This window comes from Streptomyces sp. NPDC127068, assembly GCF_042724695.1.
GTDB lineage: Bacteria > Actinomycetota > Actinomycetes > Streptomycetales > Streptomycetaceae > Streptomyces.
Genome location: NZ_JBHXEN010000009.1, coordinates 156424 through 172780 on the forward strand (window position 1 = coordinate 156424; position 16357 = coordinate 172780).

Annotated in this window: 14 protein-coding genes; 7 read left to right on the top strand and 7 right to left on the bottom strand. The window is 71.9% G+C overall.

The genetic code is table 11. The annotated features are described in order from the left end of the window. The first annotated feature begins 3 nt into the window (after window positions 1-3). From cas5 to cas2, 6 genes are read left to right on the top strand one after another with little or no spacing between them, the layout of a single operon-like run. The gene (gene cas5, locus ACFWIA_RS08220; protein WP_387001604.1) at window positions 4-678 is read left to right on the top strand and encodes a CRISPR-associated protein Cas5; all 675 of its coding nucleotides are present in this window, start codon (window positions 4-6) and stop codon (window positions 676-678) included. Beyond that, complete coding sequence (cas3, locus tag ACFWIA_RS08225; RefSeq protein ID WP_387001606.1) at window positions 675-3092, top strand: CRISPR-associated helicase Cas3'; 2418 nt, start codon at window positions 675-677, stop codon at window positions 3090-3092. The genes cas5 and cas3 overlap by 4 nt, the downstream gene beginning before the upstream one ends. Beyond that, the gene (locus tag ACFWIA_RS08230; RefSeq protein WP_387001608.1) at window positions 3089-3598 is read left to right on the top strand and encodes a CRISPR-associated protein Cas4; all 510 of its coding nucleotides are present in this window, start codon (window positions 3089-3091) and stop codon (window positions 3596-3598) included. The genes cas3 and ACFWIA_RS08230 overlap by 4 nt, the downstream gene beginning before the upstream one ends. Then, window positions 3598-3912 (top strand): CRISPR-associated endonuclease Cas1, encoded by a 315-nt coding sequence (locus ACFWIA_RS08235; protein WP_387001610.1) that lies wholly within the window; start codon window positions 3598-3600, stop codon window positions 3910-3912. The genes ACFWIA_RS08230 and ACFWIA_RS08235 overlap by 1 nt, the downstream gene beginning before the upstream one ends. After that, complete coding sequence (gene cas1, locus ACFWIA_RS08240; protein ID WP_387001612.1) at window positions 3909-4370, top strand: CRISPR-associated endonuclease Cas1; 462 nt, start codon at window positions 3909-3911, stop codon at window positions 4368-4370. Before ACFWIA_RS08235 ends, cas1 begins: the two co-directional genes overlap by 4 nt. 42 nt (window positions 4371-4412) lie before the next feature. Continuing rightward, on the top strand, window positions 4413-4622 hold the full coding sequence (gene cas2, locus ACFWIA_RS08245; RefSeq protein WP_387001614.1) for a CRISPR-associated endonuclease Cas2: 210 nt from the start codon (window positions 4413-4415) through the stop codon (window positions 4620-4622). A gap of 630 nt (window positions 4623-5252) precedes the next feature. Here cas2 and ACFWIA_RS08250 read toward each other — a convergent pair. The 4 genes from ACFWIA_RS08250 to ACFWIA_RS08265 all read right to left on the bottom strand — a co-directional run bounded on the left by ACFWIA_RS08250 (window position 5253) and on the right by ACFWIA_RS08265 (window position 9726). Continuing rightward, complete coding sequence (locus ACFWIA_RS08250; protein ID WP_387001616.1) at window positions 5253-6476, bottom strand: MFS transporter; 1224 nt, start codon at window positions 6474-6476, stop codon at window positions 5253-5255. A gap of 83 nt (window positions 6477-6559) precedes the next feature. Continuing rightward, window positions 6560-7222 carry a TetR/AcrR family transcriptional regulator gene (locus ACFWIA_RS08255; protein WP_387001618.1) on the bottom strand — a complete coding sequence of 221 codons (663 nt, stop codon included), beginning with the start codon at window positions 7220-7222 and terminating at the stop codon, window positions 6560-6562. A gap of 4 nt (window positions 7223-7226) precedes the next feature. Next, window positions 7227-8768 (bottom strand): MFS transporter, encoded by a 1542-nt coding sequence (locus tag ACFWIA_RS08260; protein WP_387001621.1) that lies wholly within the window; start codon window positions 8766-8768, stop codon window positions 7227-7229. Window positions 8769-8916: 148 nt separating this feature from the next. Continuing rightward, the gene (locus ACFWIA_RS08265) at window positions 8917-9726 is read right to left on the bottom strand and encodes a hemolysin III family protein (protein ID WP_387001623.1); all 810 of its coding nucleotides are present in this window, start codon (window positions 9724-9726) and stop codon (window positions 8917-8919) included. A gap of 384 nt (window positions 9727-10110) precedes the next feature. Here ACFWIA_RS08265 and ACFWIA_RS08270 point away from each other — a divergent pair, with 384 nt between their 5' ends. Then, complete coding sequence (locus ACFWIA_RS08270) at window positions 10111-11964, top strand: phosphoenolpyruvate carboxykinase (GTP) (RefSeq protein WP_387001625.1); 1854 nt, start codon at window positions 10111-10113, stop codon at window positions 11962-11964. Window positions 11965-12161: 197 nt separating this feature from the next. Here the strand turns inward: ACFWIA_RS08270 and ACFWIA_RS08275 are convergent, their stop codons facing one another. The 3 genes from ACFWIA_RS08275 to ACFWIA_RS08285 form a co-directional block, all read right to left on the bottom strand. After that, window positions 12162-12701: a hypothetical protein gene (locus ACFWIA_RS08275; RefSeq protein WP_387001627.1), complete on the bottom strand. Its 540-nt coding sequence runs from the start codon at window positions 12699-12701 to the stop codon at window positions 12162-12164. A 161-nt stretch (window positions 12702-12862) separates the two neighbouring features. Continuing rightward, window positions 12863-13636 (bottom strand): L,D-transpeptidase, encoded by a 774-nt coding sequence (locus tag ACFWIA_RS08280; RefSeq protein ID WP_387001629.1) that lies wholly within the window; start codon window positions 13634-13636, stop codon window positions 12863-12865. A gap of 152 nt (window positions 13637-13788) precedes the next feature. Then, the coding region (locus ACFWIA_RS08285) for a SpaA isopeptide-forming pilin-related protein (protein WP_387001631.1) at window positions 13789-16357 on the bottom strand (2569 nt) is incomplete at its 5' end.

Below are 16357 nucleotides of genomic sequence, written 5' to 3' on the forward strand. Positions count from 1 at the left end.
CCGGTGCACCGAGAGTCCCAGGCGGTGTGGCGGGCCGAGTTCTGGGCCCCCGTCGCCTCCTTCCGCGACCCACTGTTCCCCGGGGTCAGCCGATGCCTGCCGCTCCCGCCGCCCTCCACGGTGCGGGGACTGCTGGCCGCGGCGACGGGCCGGCCCGCCGAGTCCTTGGCGTTCGGCATGGCGGCCCGGGCCGGTGGCAGCGGGGTGGACGCGGAGACGTACCACCCCATCGCCGCCGACGGTCGCAACCCGGCCGTCTCCGGTCGGGTGCGCCCCGGCAAGGGCGGCATGACGATCAGGGACCGCCCGTTCCTGACCGACGTCCACCTCACGCTGTGGCTGCCCGGCGCGGACGGCGACCGCATCGCGCGTGCCCTGCGCCGCCCCCGCTGGCCACTGCGCCTCGGCCGCTCGCAGGACGTCGTCCACCCGCTGAAGCTCCGCCGCATCACCCTGCGCCCCGCCGAGCGCGCCGTAGTGGATCACGCCCTGGCGCCGTCCGACGCGCACCGGGTGCCGTCCGCGAACGCGCACCTGCTCGCGGCGAGCACGTCGACGGACCGGTTGACCACGCGTTGGGCCGACTACCTGTGGTGCGAGACGTCCACCGGTGCGCAACCCGTGCGGGGCGCCCACCAGGACGACACCGGGCAGGCCGTGTGGCTACTGGAGCCGTGAACGGGGCCCGAGGGCAAGGTACTTCGACGGCCCGGGGCCTACGGGACGTCCGCGCCAAGTCCGCCCCGGTACGGGACCCGGAACGCCTCACCACCCACTCCCGTACCGTCCACGACACCGTCGCGCAGATCGAGGCACGGATCGCGAACGCCGGTGTCCTGGCCACGGAACCGGCGTTCTGGTCGCGGGTGCGTCGGGCGGCCCTCCTGCACGACACGGGGAAGGTCGCCGAGGGGTTCCAACGCCAGTTGCTGCCCGGCGAGCCGCCCTGGGGCGAGCGGCACGAGGTGCTGTCACTGGCGTACGTGGACCTGATGGCCGCGGCCGGCGACTGGACGGACGACGACCGCCTCATGGTCGCCACGCTGGTCGCCACCCACCACCGCGCCCTGCACTCCGCGTCCGGCGGACCCGTAGCGGGGACCGGGGCCAAACCCAGCCTGGCGCAGACGTACAACGCCGGAACCCGCTGGGAGCACGCCTTCGGTCGCACGCCCGGCCCGGACGGCGAACTCGTCCAGGTCACCCGACGGCTGCACCGGGAGCTGACCGCCTGGCTGTCCGGCGCGCTGGCCGTGGACCCGCCGCACGACGACGGCACACCGCTGGCCGAACGCGCCCGCCGCCTCCTCGCCACCCTCCTCGACACCTGGCGCCGGCAGGTCCCGCCGGACCGCGGGCTGCTCGCCGTGCTCGCACAGGGTGCACTCACCCTCGCCGACCACGCCGGTTCCGCCCACGTGGACCTCCAGACCCACATGCCGCTCCCCGCCGACTACTTCGACCGCCTCCCGTACCCGCCCCACCCGCACCAGCGGGACGCCGCGGACGTGGACGGGCACCTCGTCCTCATCGCCCCGACCGGCAGCGGCAAGACGGAAGCGGGACTGGCCTGGGCCGCCCGGCAGATCGTCGACATGCCCGGACTGCCCCGCCTGGTGTGGGCCCTCCCGTACCGCGTCTCGCTCAACGCCGCCCGCCGCAGACTCGCCGCCGACCTCGTACCCGCGCCCGGCGAGGACACCCCGGACATCGGGCTCCTGCACGGCACCGTCGCCCACACCCTCCTCCTGGAGGCCGCCGAGGACTGCGACCCGCTTGCTCCGTCCGCCCCGACCGCCGCGATGGCCCGCCAGGCCCGGGCCCGCGCCGGGGCCATGCGCCTGTTCACCCAACGGGTGCGCGTCGCCACGCCCCACCAACTCCTGCGCGGAGCCATCGCCGGCCCCACCCACTCCTCGGCCCTCCTCGAACAGGCCAACTCCGTCTTCGTCCTGGACGAACTCCACGCCTACGAACCGGAGACCTTCGGCCGGCTCTGCGCGTCCATGGGCCTGTGGGAACGGCTCGGCAGCCGGGTCGCCGTCCTCTCCGCCACTCTCGCCCCACCACTCACCGAAGTCATCGACGAAAGCCTGACCCACCCGGTCGCCCTCCGCCGAGCACCTCGGGGCACCAGTCCCGTCCGGCACCGACTGACCCTCGACCCCGAGCCCCTCACCACCCCGGCCGGCGTCGACCGCCTCCGCACCTGGCTGCATCAGGGCCACAGCGTCCTCGCCGTCGTCAACACGGTCGCCACCGCCCGCTCCCTCTACCGCGAGCTGGCCCCCGACGCGCGGGCCGCGGCCAGCCCCGACGACCCCCACCCGGCGCTGCTCCTCCACTCCCGCTTCAAGCACCGCGACCGTGACGCCGTCGAACGCAGCTTGCTGGCACGCCACCCGGAACGCCGGCCCGGCGAACGCGGCGCCCGCGGCGGGCTCACCGTCGCCACGCAAGCGGTCGAGGTCTCCCTCCAACTCGACTTCGACCGGGGCGCGGTGGAGAACGCCCCCATCGAGGCCGTCGCCCAGCGCGCCGGCCGCGTCAACCGCCGCGGACTCCACCCGGACGGCCCCGTCGAGTTCCGCGTCCACCGCTCCGAGGGTCACCTTCCCTACGAGAAGGGTGCCGTGAACGCGTCCTGGCTCGCCCTGACCACCCTGGCCGAAGAGGGCGCCGACACGCTCAGCGAACAGGACATCGAACGGCTGCTCGCCCTCGCGTACGACACGGAGTGGGGCGCCAGCTGGAGGGCGAGGGCCCGTCGTGCCCGCGACGGGTTCACGGCCGCGTTCCTCTCCTTCCCCGACCCCTTCCACGACCGCACCGAGTTCGCACGGCGGTTGGACGAACAGTTCGACGGAGTCGAAGTCCTGCACGTGGACGACGTCGAGAAGTACCGCACCCTCACCACCGGCCCCGACGGCCACGCCCTACGCGCCGCCGGCCTCCTCATCCCCCTGAGCTACGTCCAGTTGAAGCAGTACGACGTACACCTCGACCGGAGCTTGGGCGTGCGGGTGACGAAGGCCGAGTACGACCCGGAGACGGGCCTACGACCCCCCGACGAACCGGAGACCATCCTGTGACCGTCCCTGACCCCGCGGCCTCGGTGGGCGGGGTCCACATCAAGTACTTGCACCACTGCCCGCGCCAACTCTGGCTGTACGGACAGGGGTACCGCCCCGAGCAGCGCAGTGACCTGGTCGCCTTCGGTGAGGTCGTGGATGCCACCACGTTCACCCGCCGACGGGACGTGGACCTCGGCGAGGCCAAGATCGACTGGGTCACCGCCGGCGCGGTCGTCCACGAAACCAAGTCCTCCCGCTCCTCGTCCCCGGCACACGCGGCTCAGGTCCGCCACTACTGCCTCCTCCTGGAGCGGCGCGGCGTCGCGGTGCGCGGCGGAACGGTCCACTATCCGCTCATTCGCCGAACGGTCAACGTCCCCTGGGACGCGGACGCCCGCAGCGAGGCGGAGGAATCCGAGGGACGGGCCCGGGCGACTCTTGCCGCTGCCGGGCCCCCGGACCGCCTCAAACGGAGCGAGTGCCGGGGCTGCTCATACGTTGACTACTGCTGGGGAGACACCTGATGGCCGCCGTGGGCCGTACCTACTGGCTGACCGAACCCTGTCGCATCCGCCGCGAGGACAACAGCGTGCGGGTGGAACGCCCCGACAGCAGCCCCGTCCGCATCCCCATCACAGACATCCGGGACCTGGTCGCCTTCGACCGCGTTGACATCAATACTTCGGCCTTGTCGCTACTCAGTCGCAACGGTGTGGCCATCCACGTGTTGGACCACTACGGCAACCATGCGGCACTCGAAACGGACCACCTGGACCCGGCACTGGAAGTCCTACGCGCCGCCCTGCCCGACTGCCCGACTGCACGGACAGCGACATGATCATGGGCCAGGAAGGCAACTTTCGTCGTACCGGCTGGGCGCTCCTGGACACCCAACTTCCTTCGCGGCTGCGCCTGGACGTTCGAACTCGTCGCCCGCCCACCAATGCGGGCAACGCCTTCGTCAGCTACCTGAACTCCATCGTCTACGCCAGGGTTCTCACCGCCCTGCGGAGCACACCGCTCCACCCGGCCATCGGCTTCCTCCACGCGGACACGGACCGCCGGCGCAACACCCTGGCCCTCGACCTGGCAGAACCCTTCAAGCCCCTCAGGCCGAATGGCTTCGAGACCGAAGTGGGCAGGGCATCCCTCAGTAAGGACGGTCGCAAGAAGGTCGCCGCGCTGGTCAGGGACGAACTGGCGAAGACGGTGCACCACCGGACCCTCAAACGCAAGGTCAATTACGAGGAGCTGATCCACCTGGAAGCCCTCAAGCTGGTGCGCCTCTGTCTCTAAGGCAATCCCTACAAGCCCTTCCGGCCCTGGTGGTGACGGCGGGTGTTCGTGATCCTCGTCTACGACACGGCCGTCGAACGCAACCCGAAGGTCCTCAAGACCTGCCGCAAGTACCTCCACTGGACGCAGCGCAGTGTGTTCCAGGGCGAGTTGTCGGCCGCGCAGTACCGTGCTCTGATGGCTGCGCTGAGCACGGTGATCGACCCGAACTACGACAGCATCGTCTCGTACACTGCGAGGTCCCCAACATGATCGAGGCCAACACCCTGGGCGTCGTCCTCGGCGGCCCCGGAGACATCCTCTGACCTGCGGTGATGCACTACCAGCGGATCGCTGCACTTTCCCCTTCCTGCGTCGCTCACGGGGGTGCGTTGACCTGCGACTTTACCCTCGGGTCCTCATCAGCCCTGGAGGGTTGGAAACGAGGGGCTGAAGTGCCCCGCGTGGTTGCCGTAGTGGTCGTCCTCATCAGCCCTGGAGGGTTGGAAAAGCGAGCTGCTCGGCCGCGGCTGCGGCGAGCCGGGCGGCCGTCATCAGCCCTGGAGGGTTGGAAACTCCTCAAGCTCAGCAATCCGTGCGGCGTACCCCGTTCCAGGTCGTCATCAGCCCTGGAGGGTTGGAAACGTGATCTCCTCGGCCTCCACCGCGACACGGCAGACGGGTCCTCGTCAGCCCTGGAGGGTTGGAAACCGGGCGAGAGCCGCGCGCATGTTGAGGCGGCCGGGCGGGTCCTCATCAGCCTTGGAGGGTAGGAAACTTCTCTGACTACGTGATGGCGCAGGACGCCGCCGGCCGCCGTCAGCCCTGGAGGGCCTGCCATGCCCCGGCTGCGCCTGAGCCGGCGAGCAGCCGCGCCTAACGCAACCCACCACCGCAGCCACCTCACCCCACCACCCCCGCCCGCCGCACCCCAACCCCAACGACCGCCACCGCCACAATCGCCGTAGCGCCCCCCGCCGCCATGACCACGGACGTGGAGGCGTGGTCGACGACCGTTCCGCCGGCCAGTGCGCCCAGGGCGATCGTCGCCTGGAACGACGAGGTGAACAGGACCGAGGACGCCTCCGTCGCACCGGGAGCCGCGCGGGCGAACCAGGTCTGGGAGCAGACCGGCACCGCACCGTACGCGACGCCCCACACGATCAGCAGGGCCACCGCGCCCACCCCCCAGTGGCCGAAGACCGACAGGGCCAGCGTCGCGACCGCGATCAGGGCCGCGGCGCACCCGAAGGCAGCGCGAGGTGCACGGGACACCGCGGAGCCCGCGAGGAAGGTTCCTGCGATGCCGGCGGCGCCGTAGATCAGGAGGCAGACGGTGACGAGGTCGGGGTCCAGTTGGGGGACCTGTTCCAGGAACGGAGTGACGTACGTGTACGCGCCGAAGTGGGCGAGGACGACGAGGAACGTCACGGCCAGCGCGTACCGGGTGGCGGGGGTGCGGAGCAGGTCGCCGAGGACGGAGAGGTTGGCCGGGCGCCGCGGGGGGAGGGGCGGGAGGGCGAGGAGGAGCAGGGTCAGGACGGCGAGGGTGAGCAGGGCCATGGTGAGGAACGCGACGCGCCAACCGGCCGTGGAGCCGATGTACGTGCCGAGCGGTACGCCGAGCACGGAACCGAGCGGCACCGCGGAGAAGATCACGGCGGTGGCGCGCCCGACGGACGCGGCGGGTACCAGGCGGGCGGCGAGGCCCGCGCCGACGGACCAGAAGCCGCCGATGCTGATGCCGACCAGCACGCGGGAGAGGAGGACGAGCCAGTAGGAAGGTGCGGCGGCGGCCAGGAAGTTGGCGACTGCGAGGAGTAGGACGAACGCGGCCAGGACCGGGCGGCGGTCGGTGGTGCCCAGGGCCGAGGTGACGAGCGGGGCGGAGACCGCGGCGAGGATGCCGGGGAGCGCCATCATCAGGCCGGCGGTGCCCTCGGAGACGGTGAAGTCCGTGCCGATGGTGGTGAGGAGGCCGATCGGGAGGATCTCCGTGGTGACGATGACGAAGATGCCGAGGGCCACCGACACCACGGCCAGCCAGGAGACGAGCGGTGACCGTGGTGCGTCGGTCGGGGCCGCCGGGGGTGGGGAAGGGAAACGGCTGGGCGCTGCGGTGGCCATCGGGTTCCGTCCTGCGGGGGGGGCGTGGGGTGCGCACACCACTTCAGCAGGGCCCGGGGAGCGTGTCCGGCAGCTTCTCGACGTCAACGTCCGGTGGGGCCGCCCTGGTTGGCGCGTGCGACGCCGGGTCCGAGCCCCTGGGCGAACACGGTCAGCGCGCGGTCGAGCAGGTCGCCGATGTCGTCGGGGTAGTCGCGTTCCGCCCAGTAGCGGGAGGTTTCGAAGAGGGTGCCGACGAGGCCCATCGCGTAGGCGCGGACCTCCAGTTCGGCGGGGTCGCGGCCGGTGCGTTCGGCGATGACGCGGCAGAGCATGCCGCCGGTCACCGACATGCTCTCCAGGCTGCGGGAACGGACCGCCGGGACCTCGACCATCAGGCGCATGCGGAGCTTGGTGACCTCGGGTTCGTGGCGCATGGAATGTTCCATGGTCTGCCGCAGGACGTGGCGGAGTGAGTCGAGCAGGGGTTCCTCGGCGGGGCGGTTGCGGAGGGCCTCCTCCATGACCGGGTCGTGTTCGTCGGTGAGGACGATGTCCTCCTTGGTGGGGAAGTACCGGAACACCGTGCTCGGCGACACCTCGGCCGCCTGGGCGATCTGCTCGACGGTCGTCGCCTCGTAGCCCTGCTCGGTGATGAGCCGGTACGTGGCCTCGCGGATCGCGACGCGGGTCTTGAGCTTCTTGCGTTCCCGCAGGCCGAGCTGCGACGGGTCCACGGGAGACGGTGGAGGTGCGGTGGCGGGCATGGCCTCATTGTCGGCCATCGGCGGGGTGCGTGCCGTCCCCGCCCGACGGCAGCAGGGTGAGGGCCGCGAGTGCGGTGAGCAGGGCGGCGGCTGCGCACACCACGAGGACGAGCCGCATGCCGTCCAGGTACGCGGCGTCCGCGGCCCGGGCCAGTTCCGGTGCGCCGAGCCGCTCGGCCAACAGGTGCGCGGCGACGACGGATTCGCGTGCCGTGTCGGCGGCCCCGGGCGGGAGTGCGGCGGTGGCGTCGCCGGTGACGCGGGCGCCGTAGGTGCTGGACAGCAGGGAGCCCAGTAGGGCGATGCCGAGGGCGCTGCCCACCTGCCGCACGGTCATCAGCAGGCCGGAGCCGGTGCCCGCGCGCTCGGCGGGCAGCGTGCCGAGTGCCGTTTCCATCGCGGCGACCACCGCGAATCCGAAGCCGAGTCCTGTGGTGCCCAGCCAGAGGGCGACGTACCCGTAGCCCGAGTCGGGTGCGGTGCGGCTGCCGAGGAGCGCGGCGCAGGTCAGCACCACCAGCCCCCCGCCGATCACGGCACGTGCTCCGTACCGTGCGGCGAGCGGTGCGCAAGCCTTCGCGGCGATCAGCATGCCTCCCATCAGCGGCAGCATCCGTAGCCCGGTGCCGAAGGCGTCGTTGCCGAGCACGGTCTGGAGGTACGGGGGCAGGACGAACATCAGGCCCGCGAGGACGAACATGACCAGGGTGGCGGCGAGGGTGTTGAGGAGGAAGGGGCGGCGGGTGAGGAGGTCCAGGTCGAGCAGGGGGCGGGGGGCGCCGCGTTCGCGGACGACCAGTGCGGCGACGAGGGCGGTGCCGGTGAGGAGGGGGCCGAGGGTCAGGGGGTCGGTCCAGCCGCGGTGCGGGGCTTCGATGATCGCGTAGATGAGGGTGCCGAGCCCGGCGACGGTCAGTGCGGTGGAGGTGAGGTCGAGGCGCGGGGCGGCCCGGTCGCGGCTCTCGGGGAGCAGGAGGGCGCAGGCGGTGATGCCGAGGGCGGCCATGGGGACGTTGATCAGGAAGACGGAGCCCCACCCGTAGTGGTCGAGGAGCCAGCCGCCGACGATCGGGCCGAGCGGCAGTCCCAGTGCGGAGGCGGAGGTGACCGCGGCGACGGCCTTGCCGCGTTCGTCGGGGCCGAAGAGGGTCGGGAGGACGGACAGGGCGAGCGGGGTGATCAGGGCGCCGCCGATGCCCATGGCGGCGCGGGCGGCGATCACGGTGGGGACGTCGTCGGCGAGGGCGCCGGCGAGCGAGCCGAGGAGGAAGACGGCGAGTCCGGCGATGAGCATGCGGCGGCGTCCGTAGCGGTCGCCGAGGAGTCCGGCGGGCAGCATCAGCGCGGCGAAGACGATGACGTAGGCGTCGGCCATCCACTGTTGTTCGCCGGTGGAGGCGCCGAGCTGGCCGGCCATGGTCGGCAGCGCCACGTTGAGGATCGTGAGGTCGAAGCCGAGGGCGAGGAAGCTGGCGACCAGGGCTCCCAGGGCCCACCAGCGGCGGGGGTGCGGCGGGGTGTCGATCGTCGGGTGCAGGGTGACCATGAAGTGAGAGTAGCTGTCATTTGGGAGTCGCTGTCAATATGGTTCAGGGGTTCGGGTGGGGAACGCGCCAGGGGGGGGGCGGGGTCCGGGCATGAAAAAGGTGGCCGCGGCGGGGAGCCGCGGCCACCTGGGCCTGGGGGAGGAGGGGCTATCCGTGCTGGTAGGCCACGAGGGAGATGCCGACGTAGTGGACGACGAACGCGGCCAGGGTGAGGGAGTGGAACACCTCGTGGAAGCCGAACCAGCGCGGGGACGGGTTCGGGCGCTTGATGCCGTAGATCACGCCGCCCGCGCTGTAGAGGAGCCCGCCGACGATCACCAGCACCAGGACCGCGATGCCGCCCGTGCGCAGGAAGTCGGGGAGGAAGAAGACCGCCGCCCAGCCCATCGCGATGTAACAGGGGGTGTACAGCCAGCGCGGGGCGCCCACCCAGAACACGCGGAAGACGATCCCGGCCGCCGCGGCGGCCCACACGCCCCACATCAGCCACTGGCCCTTGGCGTCGGGCAGCAGGAGCAGGGTGAGCGGGGTGTACGTGCCGGCGATGATCAGGAAGATGTTGGCGTGGTCGAGGCGGCGCAGCAGTCCGCCCGCGCGGGGGCCCCAGTTGCCCCGGTGGTACAGCGCGCTCACGCCGAAGAGCAGGCAGGCGGTGAGGACGTAGATCCCGCAGGCGATGCGGCCCCGGGTGGAGTCGGCGAGTGCCGTCAGGAACAGTCCGGAGACCAGGACCGCCGGGAACATGCCCGCGTGCAGCCAGCCGCGCAGCTTCGGTTTGAGTTCCGGGGTTCCCGTGGTCGCGGCGGTTGCGCCGGAATCCGGTGTCAGCGTCTGCGTCATGGGCTGCGGGTCCGTCTGGTGGGGGACTGAGAGGGCTGGGCGCGCGCCGCCCGGCTCCATGGCTCGGTCGTCCTTCGGACCTGGTGAATCCGGGGGTGCGGGCACAGGCGCAGTCATGTTCGGCATGGTACCTACGCCTCCGTAGGTCCATCATCTCCCCCCGTCCGGCCGCCCTCCAGTCCCCGCCGGAGCCCTGGGGCGCGCCCCTGTGGTGCGCCCCTGGTGTGCGCCCGGCGTACGGGGTCGGGGGCGCCTCGTGTGCGGTGCGGGTGCGCAGGGTCCCCGTGCGCCCCGTGGTCCGCGCCGGTGGCGCACCGTGGCGAGGCTCACGCCGCTCACTTGTGAAGCCCTCTGGACATATGCGCAACAACGTCGGAGGATCAAATGAGTGCGGTCGGCACCGGATGAGCGCCAAGGCGTGAGCCCTCACTCACGTCGTGAAGCATCCGGGTCGCAGCCCCCAAGGGGCGGAAGACAACGAACCCTCATTTAGGAGCAATCGTGGCGCGCGACATCGCGGCTCCCGGCACCACCGGCGACACCCTCCTCACCCCGCCCACCACCCACCAGGGCCTCCTCAGTTGGGTGAGCGAGATCGTCGAGCTGACCCAGCCGGACGACGTGGTCTGGTGCGACGGATCGGAAGCCGAGTACGAGCGCCTGTCCGAGGAGCTCGTCGCCAAGGGCACGTTCCGCAAACTCGACCCGGTCAAGCGCCCGAACTCCTACTACGCCGCCTCCGACCCGACCGACGTCGCCCGCGTCGAGGACCGCACCTTCATCTGCTCCGAGAAGGAGGAGGACGCGGGCCCGACGAACCACTGGCGCGCCCCCGCCGAGATGCGCGAGGTGTTCCGGGGCGTCGACGGCAAGGGCGGCGTCTTCCGCGGCTCGATGCGCGGCCGGACCATGTACGTCGTCCCGTTCTGCATGGGCCCGCTGGGCTCGCCGCTCTCCGCGATCGGCGTGGAGATCACGGACTCCGCGTACGTCGCCGTCGCGATGCGCACCATGACCCGCATGGGACAGCCCGTCCTGGACGAGCTGGGCTCCGACGGCTTCTTCGTGAAGGCCGTCCACACCCTGGGAGCCCCGCTGGCCGAGGGCGAGGCGGACGTCCCGTGGCCGTGCAACAGCACCAAGTACATCTCGCACTTCCCGGAGAGCCGCGAGATCTGGTCGTACGGTTCCGGCTACGGCGGCAACGCCCTGCTCGGCAAGAAGTGCTACGCGCTGCGCATCGCCTCGGTGATGGCCCGCGACGAGGGCTGGCTCGCCGAGCACATGCTGATCCTCAAGCTGACCCCGCCGAGCGGCGAGGCGAAGTACGTGGCCGCCGCGTTCCCCTCGGCGTGCGGCAAGACGAACCTCGCCATGCTGGAGCCCACCATCAAGGGCTGGACCGTCGAGACCATCGGCGACGACATCGCCTGGATGCGCTTCGGCGCCGACGGCCAGCTCTACGCGATCAACCCGGAGGCCGGGTTCTTCGGCGTGGCCCCGGGCACCGGCGAGCACACCAACGCCAATGCGATGAAGACGCTGTGGGGCAACTCCGTCTTCACCAACGTCGCCCTGACCGACGACAACGACGTCTGGTGGGAGGGCATGACCGAGGACACCCCGGCCCACCTCACCGACTGGAAGGGCAACGACTGGACCCCCGAGTCCGGCGTGCCCGCCGCGCACCCCAACGCCCGGTTCACGGTGCCCGCCGCCCAGTGCCCCACCATCGCGCCCGAGTGGGAGGACCCCAAGGGCGTGCCGATCTCGGCGATCCTCTTCGGTGGCCGCCGCGCCACCGCCGTGCCGCTGGTGACCGAGTCCCTGGGCTGGAACCACGGCGTGTTCCTCGGTGCGAACGTGGCCTCCGAGAAGACCGCCGCCGCCGAGGGCAAGGTGGGCGAGCTGCGCCGCGACCCGTTCGCGATGCTGCCGTTCTGCGGCTACAACATGGGCGACTACATGGCCCACTGGGTCGACGTGGCCAAGGACAAGGACCCGGCGAAGCTGCCGCGGATCTACTACGTCAACTGGTTCCGCAAGGACGACGCGGGCCGGTTCGTGTGGCCCGGCTTCGGTGAGAACAGCCGGGTCCTGAAGTGGATCGTCGAGCGACTGGACGGCACCGCCGAGGGAGTCGAGACCCCGATCGGCGTGCTGCCCGCGAAGGGCGCCCTGGACACCGAGGGCCTGGACCTCTCGGAGGCCGACCTCGACTTCCTGCTCACCGTCGACAAGGAGGTGTGGCGCGAGGAGGCGGCCCTGGTCCCCGAGCACCTCAACACCTTCGGTTCCCACACGCCCAAGGAGCTGTGGGACGAGTACCGCGCACTGGTGCAGCGCCTCGGCTGAGCCGCACGGCCCCGGACCACGATCCGCCGGTCCTTCCCCTAGCCGGCGGACGGCCGCTCCGTACGGGGCCGGGGACCGCGCCCGCCCACCCGGTGGACGCGGGCCCCGGCCCCGCGCGGAGCAAGGGGTGAGCCCCCGGAGGACAACGGCCTCCGGGGGCTCATCGCTGTGCGCACGTCGCCGCGTCGGGGGCGGGTTCAGCGGGCCGCGGCCACCTTCCGCCGCCGCTCGCCGCGCCCCGCCCGGTGCCCGGCGGGGGCCGCTTCGGCGTCCGTCGCGACCTCCGCGGGGCGCTCCGCCGGAGCTTCCGCGGGGGGCTCCGCGCCGTCGACGGCCGCCGCGTGCGCGTCCATGCGCTCGGCGGCGAGGATCGCGGCGGCGGTGTCCGCGCGGGAGGCCGCCACCACCAGGGCGCGGCCGGCCAGGGCGTGGGCGCGCCGGTGGAGTGCGACGGAGCGGGCGCGGCCCGGTCCGGTGACGGTGGTGACCGACGTCGACCGTACGGGCGCGGCTCCGTCGCGCAGCCGGGCGATGCGTCCGGCGATGCGTTCCGCGGCCCGGTCGAGGTCGGGGCCCGGGGTCAGGGCCCGCAGTTCGTCCGTGACGGCGAGCAGCGCCGACAGGTGCCCGGCGAGCTGGATGTCCAGCTCCTCCTCGCGGGAGCGGTGCGGATAGTCGGCGGCGCGGGGGGAGTCGGCCATCGTGTGGACCGACTTCGTGCGGATCGGTTCGTACATGGGACGGGCCTCCTGTGCGGTGACGAACCCATCCTAGCTTAGATTCATTCTAAAACTGAGCGAAGTCGCGTAGAGGTTTCGGACGGGAAACGCGGGCGCGGGGGCGCACGGGAGTGCGCCGGACGTACCGGGGGCTCAGCCGACGGGCCCGGTCGAGCGGCTCAGTCGACGGTCCCCGGTTTGCTCCCCCAGACGTACAGCGCGTCATCCACGGCCAGCAGGTCCCACAGCACCGCCGCGTCGTCCAACCGCAGGTTCACACAGCCCGCCGAGCCGCCCCCGTCGAACAGGTCGTCGGGCCGCCCGTGCAACGCCTGCCCCCCGTCGAAGAACTGCGCGTACGGCATCGGCGCGTTGTCGTACAGGGTCGAGACGTGGTCCTTGTTCCGCCAGTAGATGACGTGCCAGCCGGTGCGGGTCTCCTCGCCGTCGCGTCCGCTGCGCACCGGTACCGGAGCGAAGAGCACCTTCCCGCCCCGCTGCACCCACAGCAGCTGCCGGTCCAGGTCGATGCACGTCACCAGGTACGTGCGGTCCGGGCACAGCCCCGCCGCGTTCGGGTCGGCGCGCGCCCGGACGGCGATCATCACCCGGTACGTGAGCAGGTTCGCGTACCCGTCGGCGGGGACGATCCGCTCGGCCTCCTGGAAGCCGCGGATCGCCACGCAGTCCTCGGTCGACTGCACCCCGTCCACCGGCCGCTCCAGGTGCTCCTCCAACTGCCGCTGGTAGGGACCGGTGGAGGCGGTGCACTCCACCGCGGACCGGGCGGCGCTGGTGGCGCCCGCGGCGCTCGCGGGGGGCGCGGCCAGTGCCGGGCCCGCGCCGGCCAGCAGCAGCCAACAGCCCGCCCGGACCAGCGCCCGGGCGCGGCCCCCGAGGCGGCCGGCGGGCGGCGCGTCCGTGGCGGGTATGCCGTCGTCAACAGGGCTCATCGGGGCCTCCGTCCGGTCGGGGTCCCACCAGAGCTACCAGTCAGCGCCGGGGCGCGCCCCGGGGAGTGGGCCGAAACGGTGAGGCCGGGGACCGCGGTGGCGGTCCCCGGCCTCAGCCGGTCAGCGCGGGAACGGTGTTCCTCGCAGGAGTGCTACTTGCCCTTGCCGGGCTCCCCGCGCTTGTTGGCGACGTTGACCGTCACGGTCTCACCGGCGTTCTCATCGGTGATCTCGATCGGGCCGCGCACCGGGTTGTGCGGGAGGACGTAGCCCTCGGGCACCGCCGTCTCGCGCACGTAGTACGTCCCGAGGTCCAGCTCGTCGAAGACGCACAGGCCGGCGCTGTCCGTGGAGCAGCCGGGACCCTCACGGGTGTCGGCGGGGGTGGAGCCGGAGGCGCTGGTCTGGAGACCGGGAACGCCGTTGGTCTCCTCCCACAGTTCGAAGACGGCCCCGGCGAGCGGGCGACCGTTCTTCGCGTCGGTCTTGACGACCTTGATGGTGCTCTCCTCGGTCGGCGTCTTCGTGTTGTCGGCGTCGACGCTGACGCCCTCCTCGGCGTTGGCCTCGGTGAGGACCAGCGGGCCGAAGACGGGGTTGGCGGGGAGTTCGTACCCGTCGGGTGCCTGGGTCTCGCGCCAGTAGTAGGTGCCGGGCTCGACGGTGCGGGTGCACTCGCCGTTGGCGGGCGTGGTGCAGGTGCCGCCGATCTGGGTGTCGGGGTCGGCGCCGGCCGTCTGGAGACCGGGGATGCCGTTGGTCTCCTCCCACAGCTGGAACACGGCTCCGGCCAGGGCGGCGTCGGTGTCCGCGTCCCGCTTGACGACGGTCACCTCACCGGTGACCGGCTCCGTCTCGGCGTTGTCCGCCTCGACGCTGACGCCCTGCTCCGCGTTCTCCTCGGTCAGCTGGAGCGGGCCGAAGACGGGGTTGGCGGGGAGTTCGTAGCCGGGGGGCGCCTGGATCTCGCGCCAGTAGTAGGTGCCCGTCTCGACGGTGCGGCTGCACTCGCCGTCGGCGCCGGTGGTGCAGGTCGCACCGAGCTGGGTGTCGGGGTCGCCGCCGGTGGTCTGGAGACCGGGAACGCCGTTGGTCTCCTGCCACAGCTCGAACACGGCGCCGGCCAGGTTGGCACCGGTCTCCGCGTCCTTCTTGATGACGGTCACCTCACCCGTGACGGCCGCCGTCTCGGTGTTGTTGGCCGTGACGGTGACGCCGTTGTCCGCGTTCTGCTCGGTGATCACGAGCGGACCGAAGACGGGGTTGGCGGGCAGGTCGTAGCCGGGCGGTGCCTGGGTCTCGCGCCAGTAGTACGTGCCGACCTCGACGGTGCGGGTGCACTCGCCGTTGGCCGGTGTGGTGCAGCTGGCGCCGACCTGGGTGTCGGGGTCGGCTCCGGTGGTCTGGAGACCGGGGATGCCGTTGGTCTCCTCCCACAGCTGGAACACGGCGCCGGCCAGGTTGGCGCCGGTGTCCGCGTCCTTCTTGACGACCGTGACGTCACCGGTGACCGGCTCCGTCTCGGTGTTGTTGGCCGTGACGGTGACGCCCTGCTCGACGTTGTCCTCGGTCAGGTGGAGCGGACCGAAGACGGGGTTGGCGGGCAGGTCGTAGCCGGGGGGCGCCTGGGTCTCGCGCCAGTAGTAGGTGCCCTGCTCGACCGTGCGGGTGCACTGGCCGTTGGCGCCGGTGGTGCAGTTGGCGCCGATCTGGGTGTCCGGCACGCCGCCGGTGGTCTGGAGACCGGCCTGACCGTTGGTCTCCTCCCACAGTTCGAAGACCGCTCCGGCGAGGTTGGCGCCGGTGCTCGCGTCCTTCTTGACGACCGTGACCGCGCCGGTGTCCGGGGCCGTCGCCGCGTTGTCCGCGTCGACGCTGACGCCCTGCTCCGCGTTCTCCTCGGTGAGGGTCAGCGGACCGAAGACCGGGTCGGCCGGCAGGTCGTACCCGTTGGGCGCCTGGGTCTCGCGCCAGTAGTAGGTGCCGACCTCGACGGTGCGGGTGCAGGTGCCGTTCGCCGGCGTGGTGCAGGAACCGCCGATCTGGGTGTCGGGGGTGGCGCCGGTGGTCTGGAGACCGGGGATGCCGTTGGTCTCCTCCCACAGCTGGAACACCGCACCCGCCAGGGGGTCGCCGGTCTCCGCGTCCTGCTTGACCACCGAGACCGCGCCGGTGACGGGAGCCGTCTCGCTGTTGTTCGCGGTGACGGTCACCCCGGTCTCGGCGTTCTCCGCCGTCAGGGTCAGCGGCCCGAACACCGGGTTGGACGGCAGTTCGTACCCGGGCGGGGCCTGGGTCTCGTACCAGTAGTAGGTGCCCTCCTCGACGGTGCGGGTGCACTCGCCGTCGGCGCCGGTGGTGCAGTCGGCACCGACCTGCGTGTCCGGCACGCCGCCGGTGGTCTGGAGGCCGGGGGCGCCGTTGGTCTCCTGCCACAGCTGGAACACGGCTCCGGCGAGGTTGGCGCCGGTGCTCGCGTTCTTCTTGACGACCGTGACGTCACCGGTGACCGGCGGCTCCGTCACGTTGTTGTCGGCGTCGACCGTCACCCCGGTGCCGGCGTTCTGCGCCGTCAGCACCAGCGGACCGAAGACCGGGTTGCCCGGCAGTTCGTAGCCGGGAGGCGCCTGGGTCTCGCGCCAGTAGTAGGTGCCGACCTCGACGGTGCGGGTGCACTCGCCGTCGGCGCCCGTGGTGCAGTCGGCACCGACCTGGGTGTCC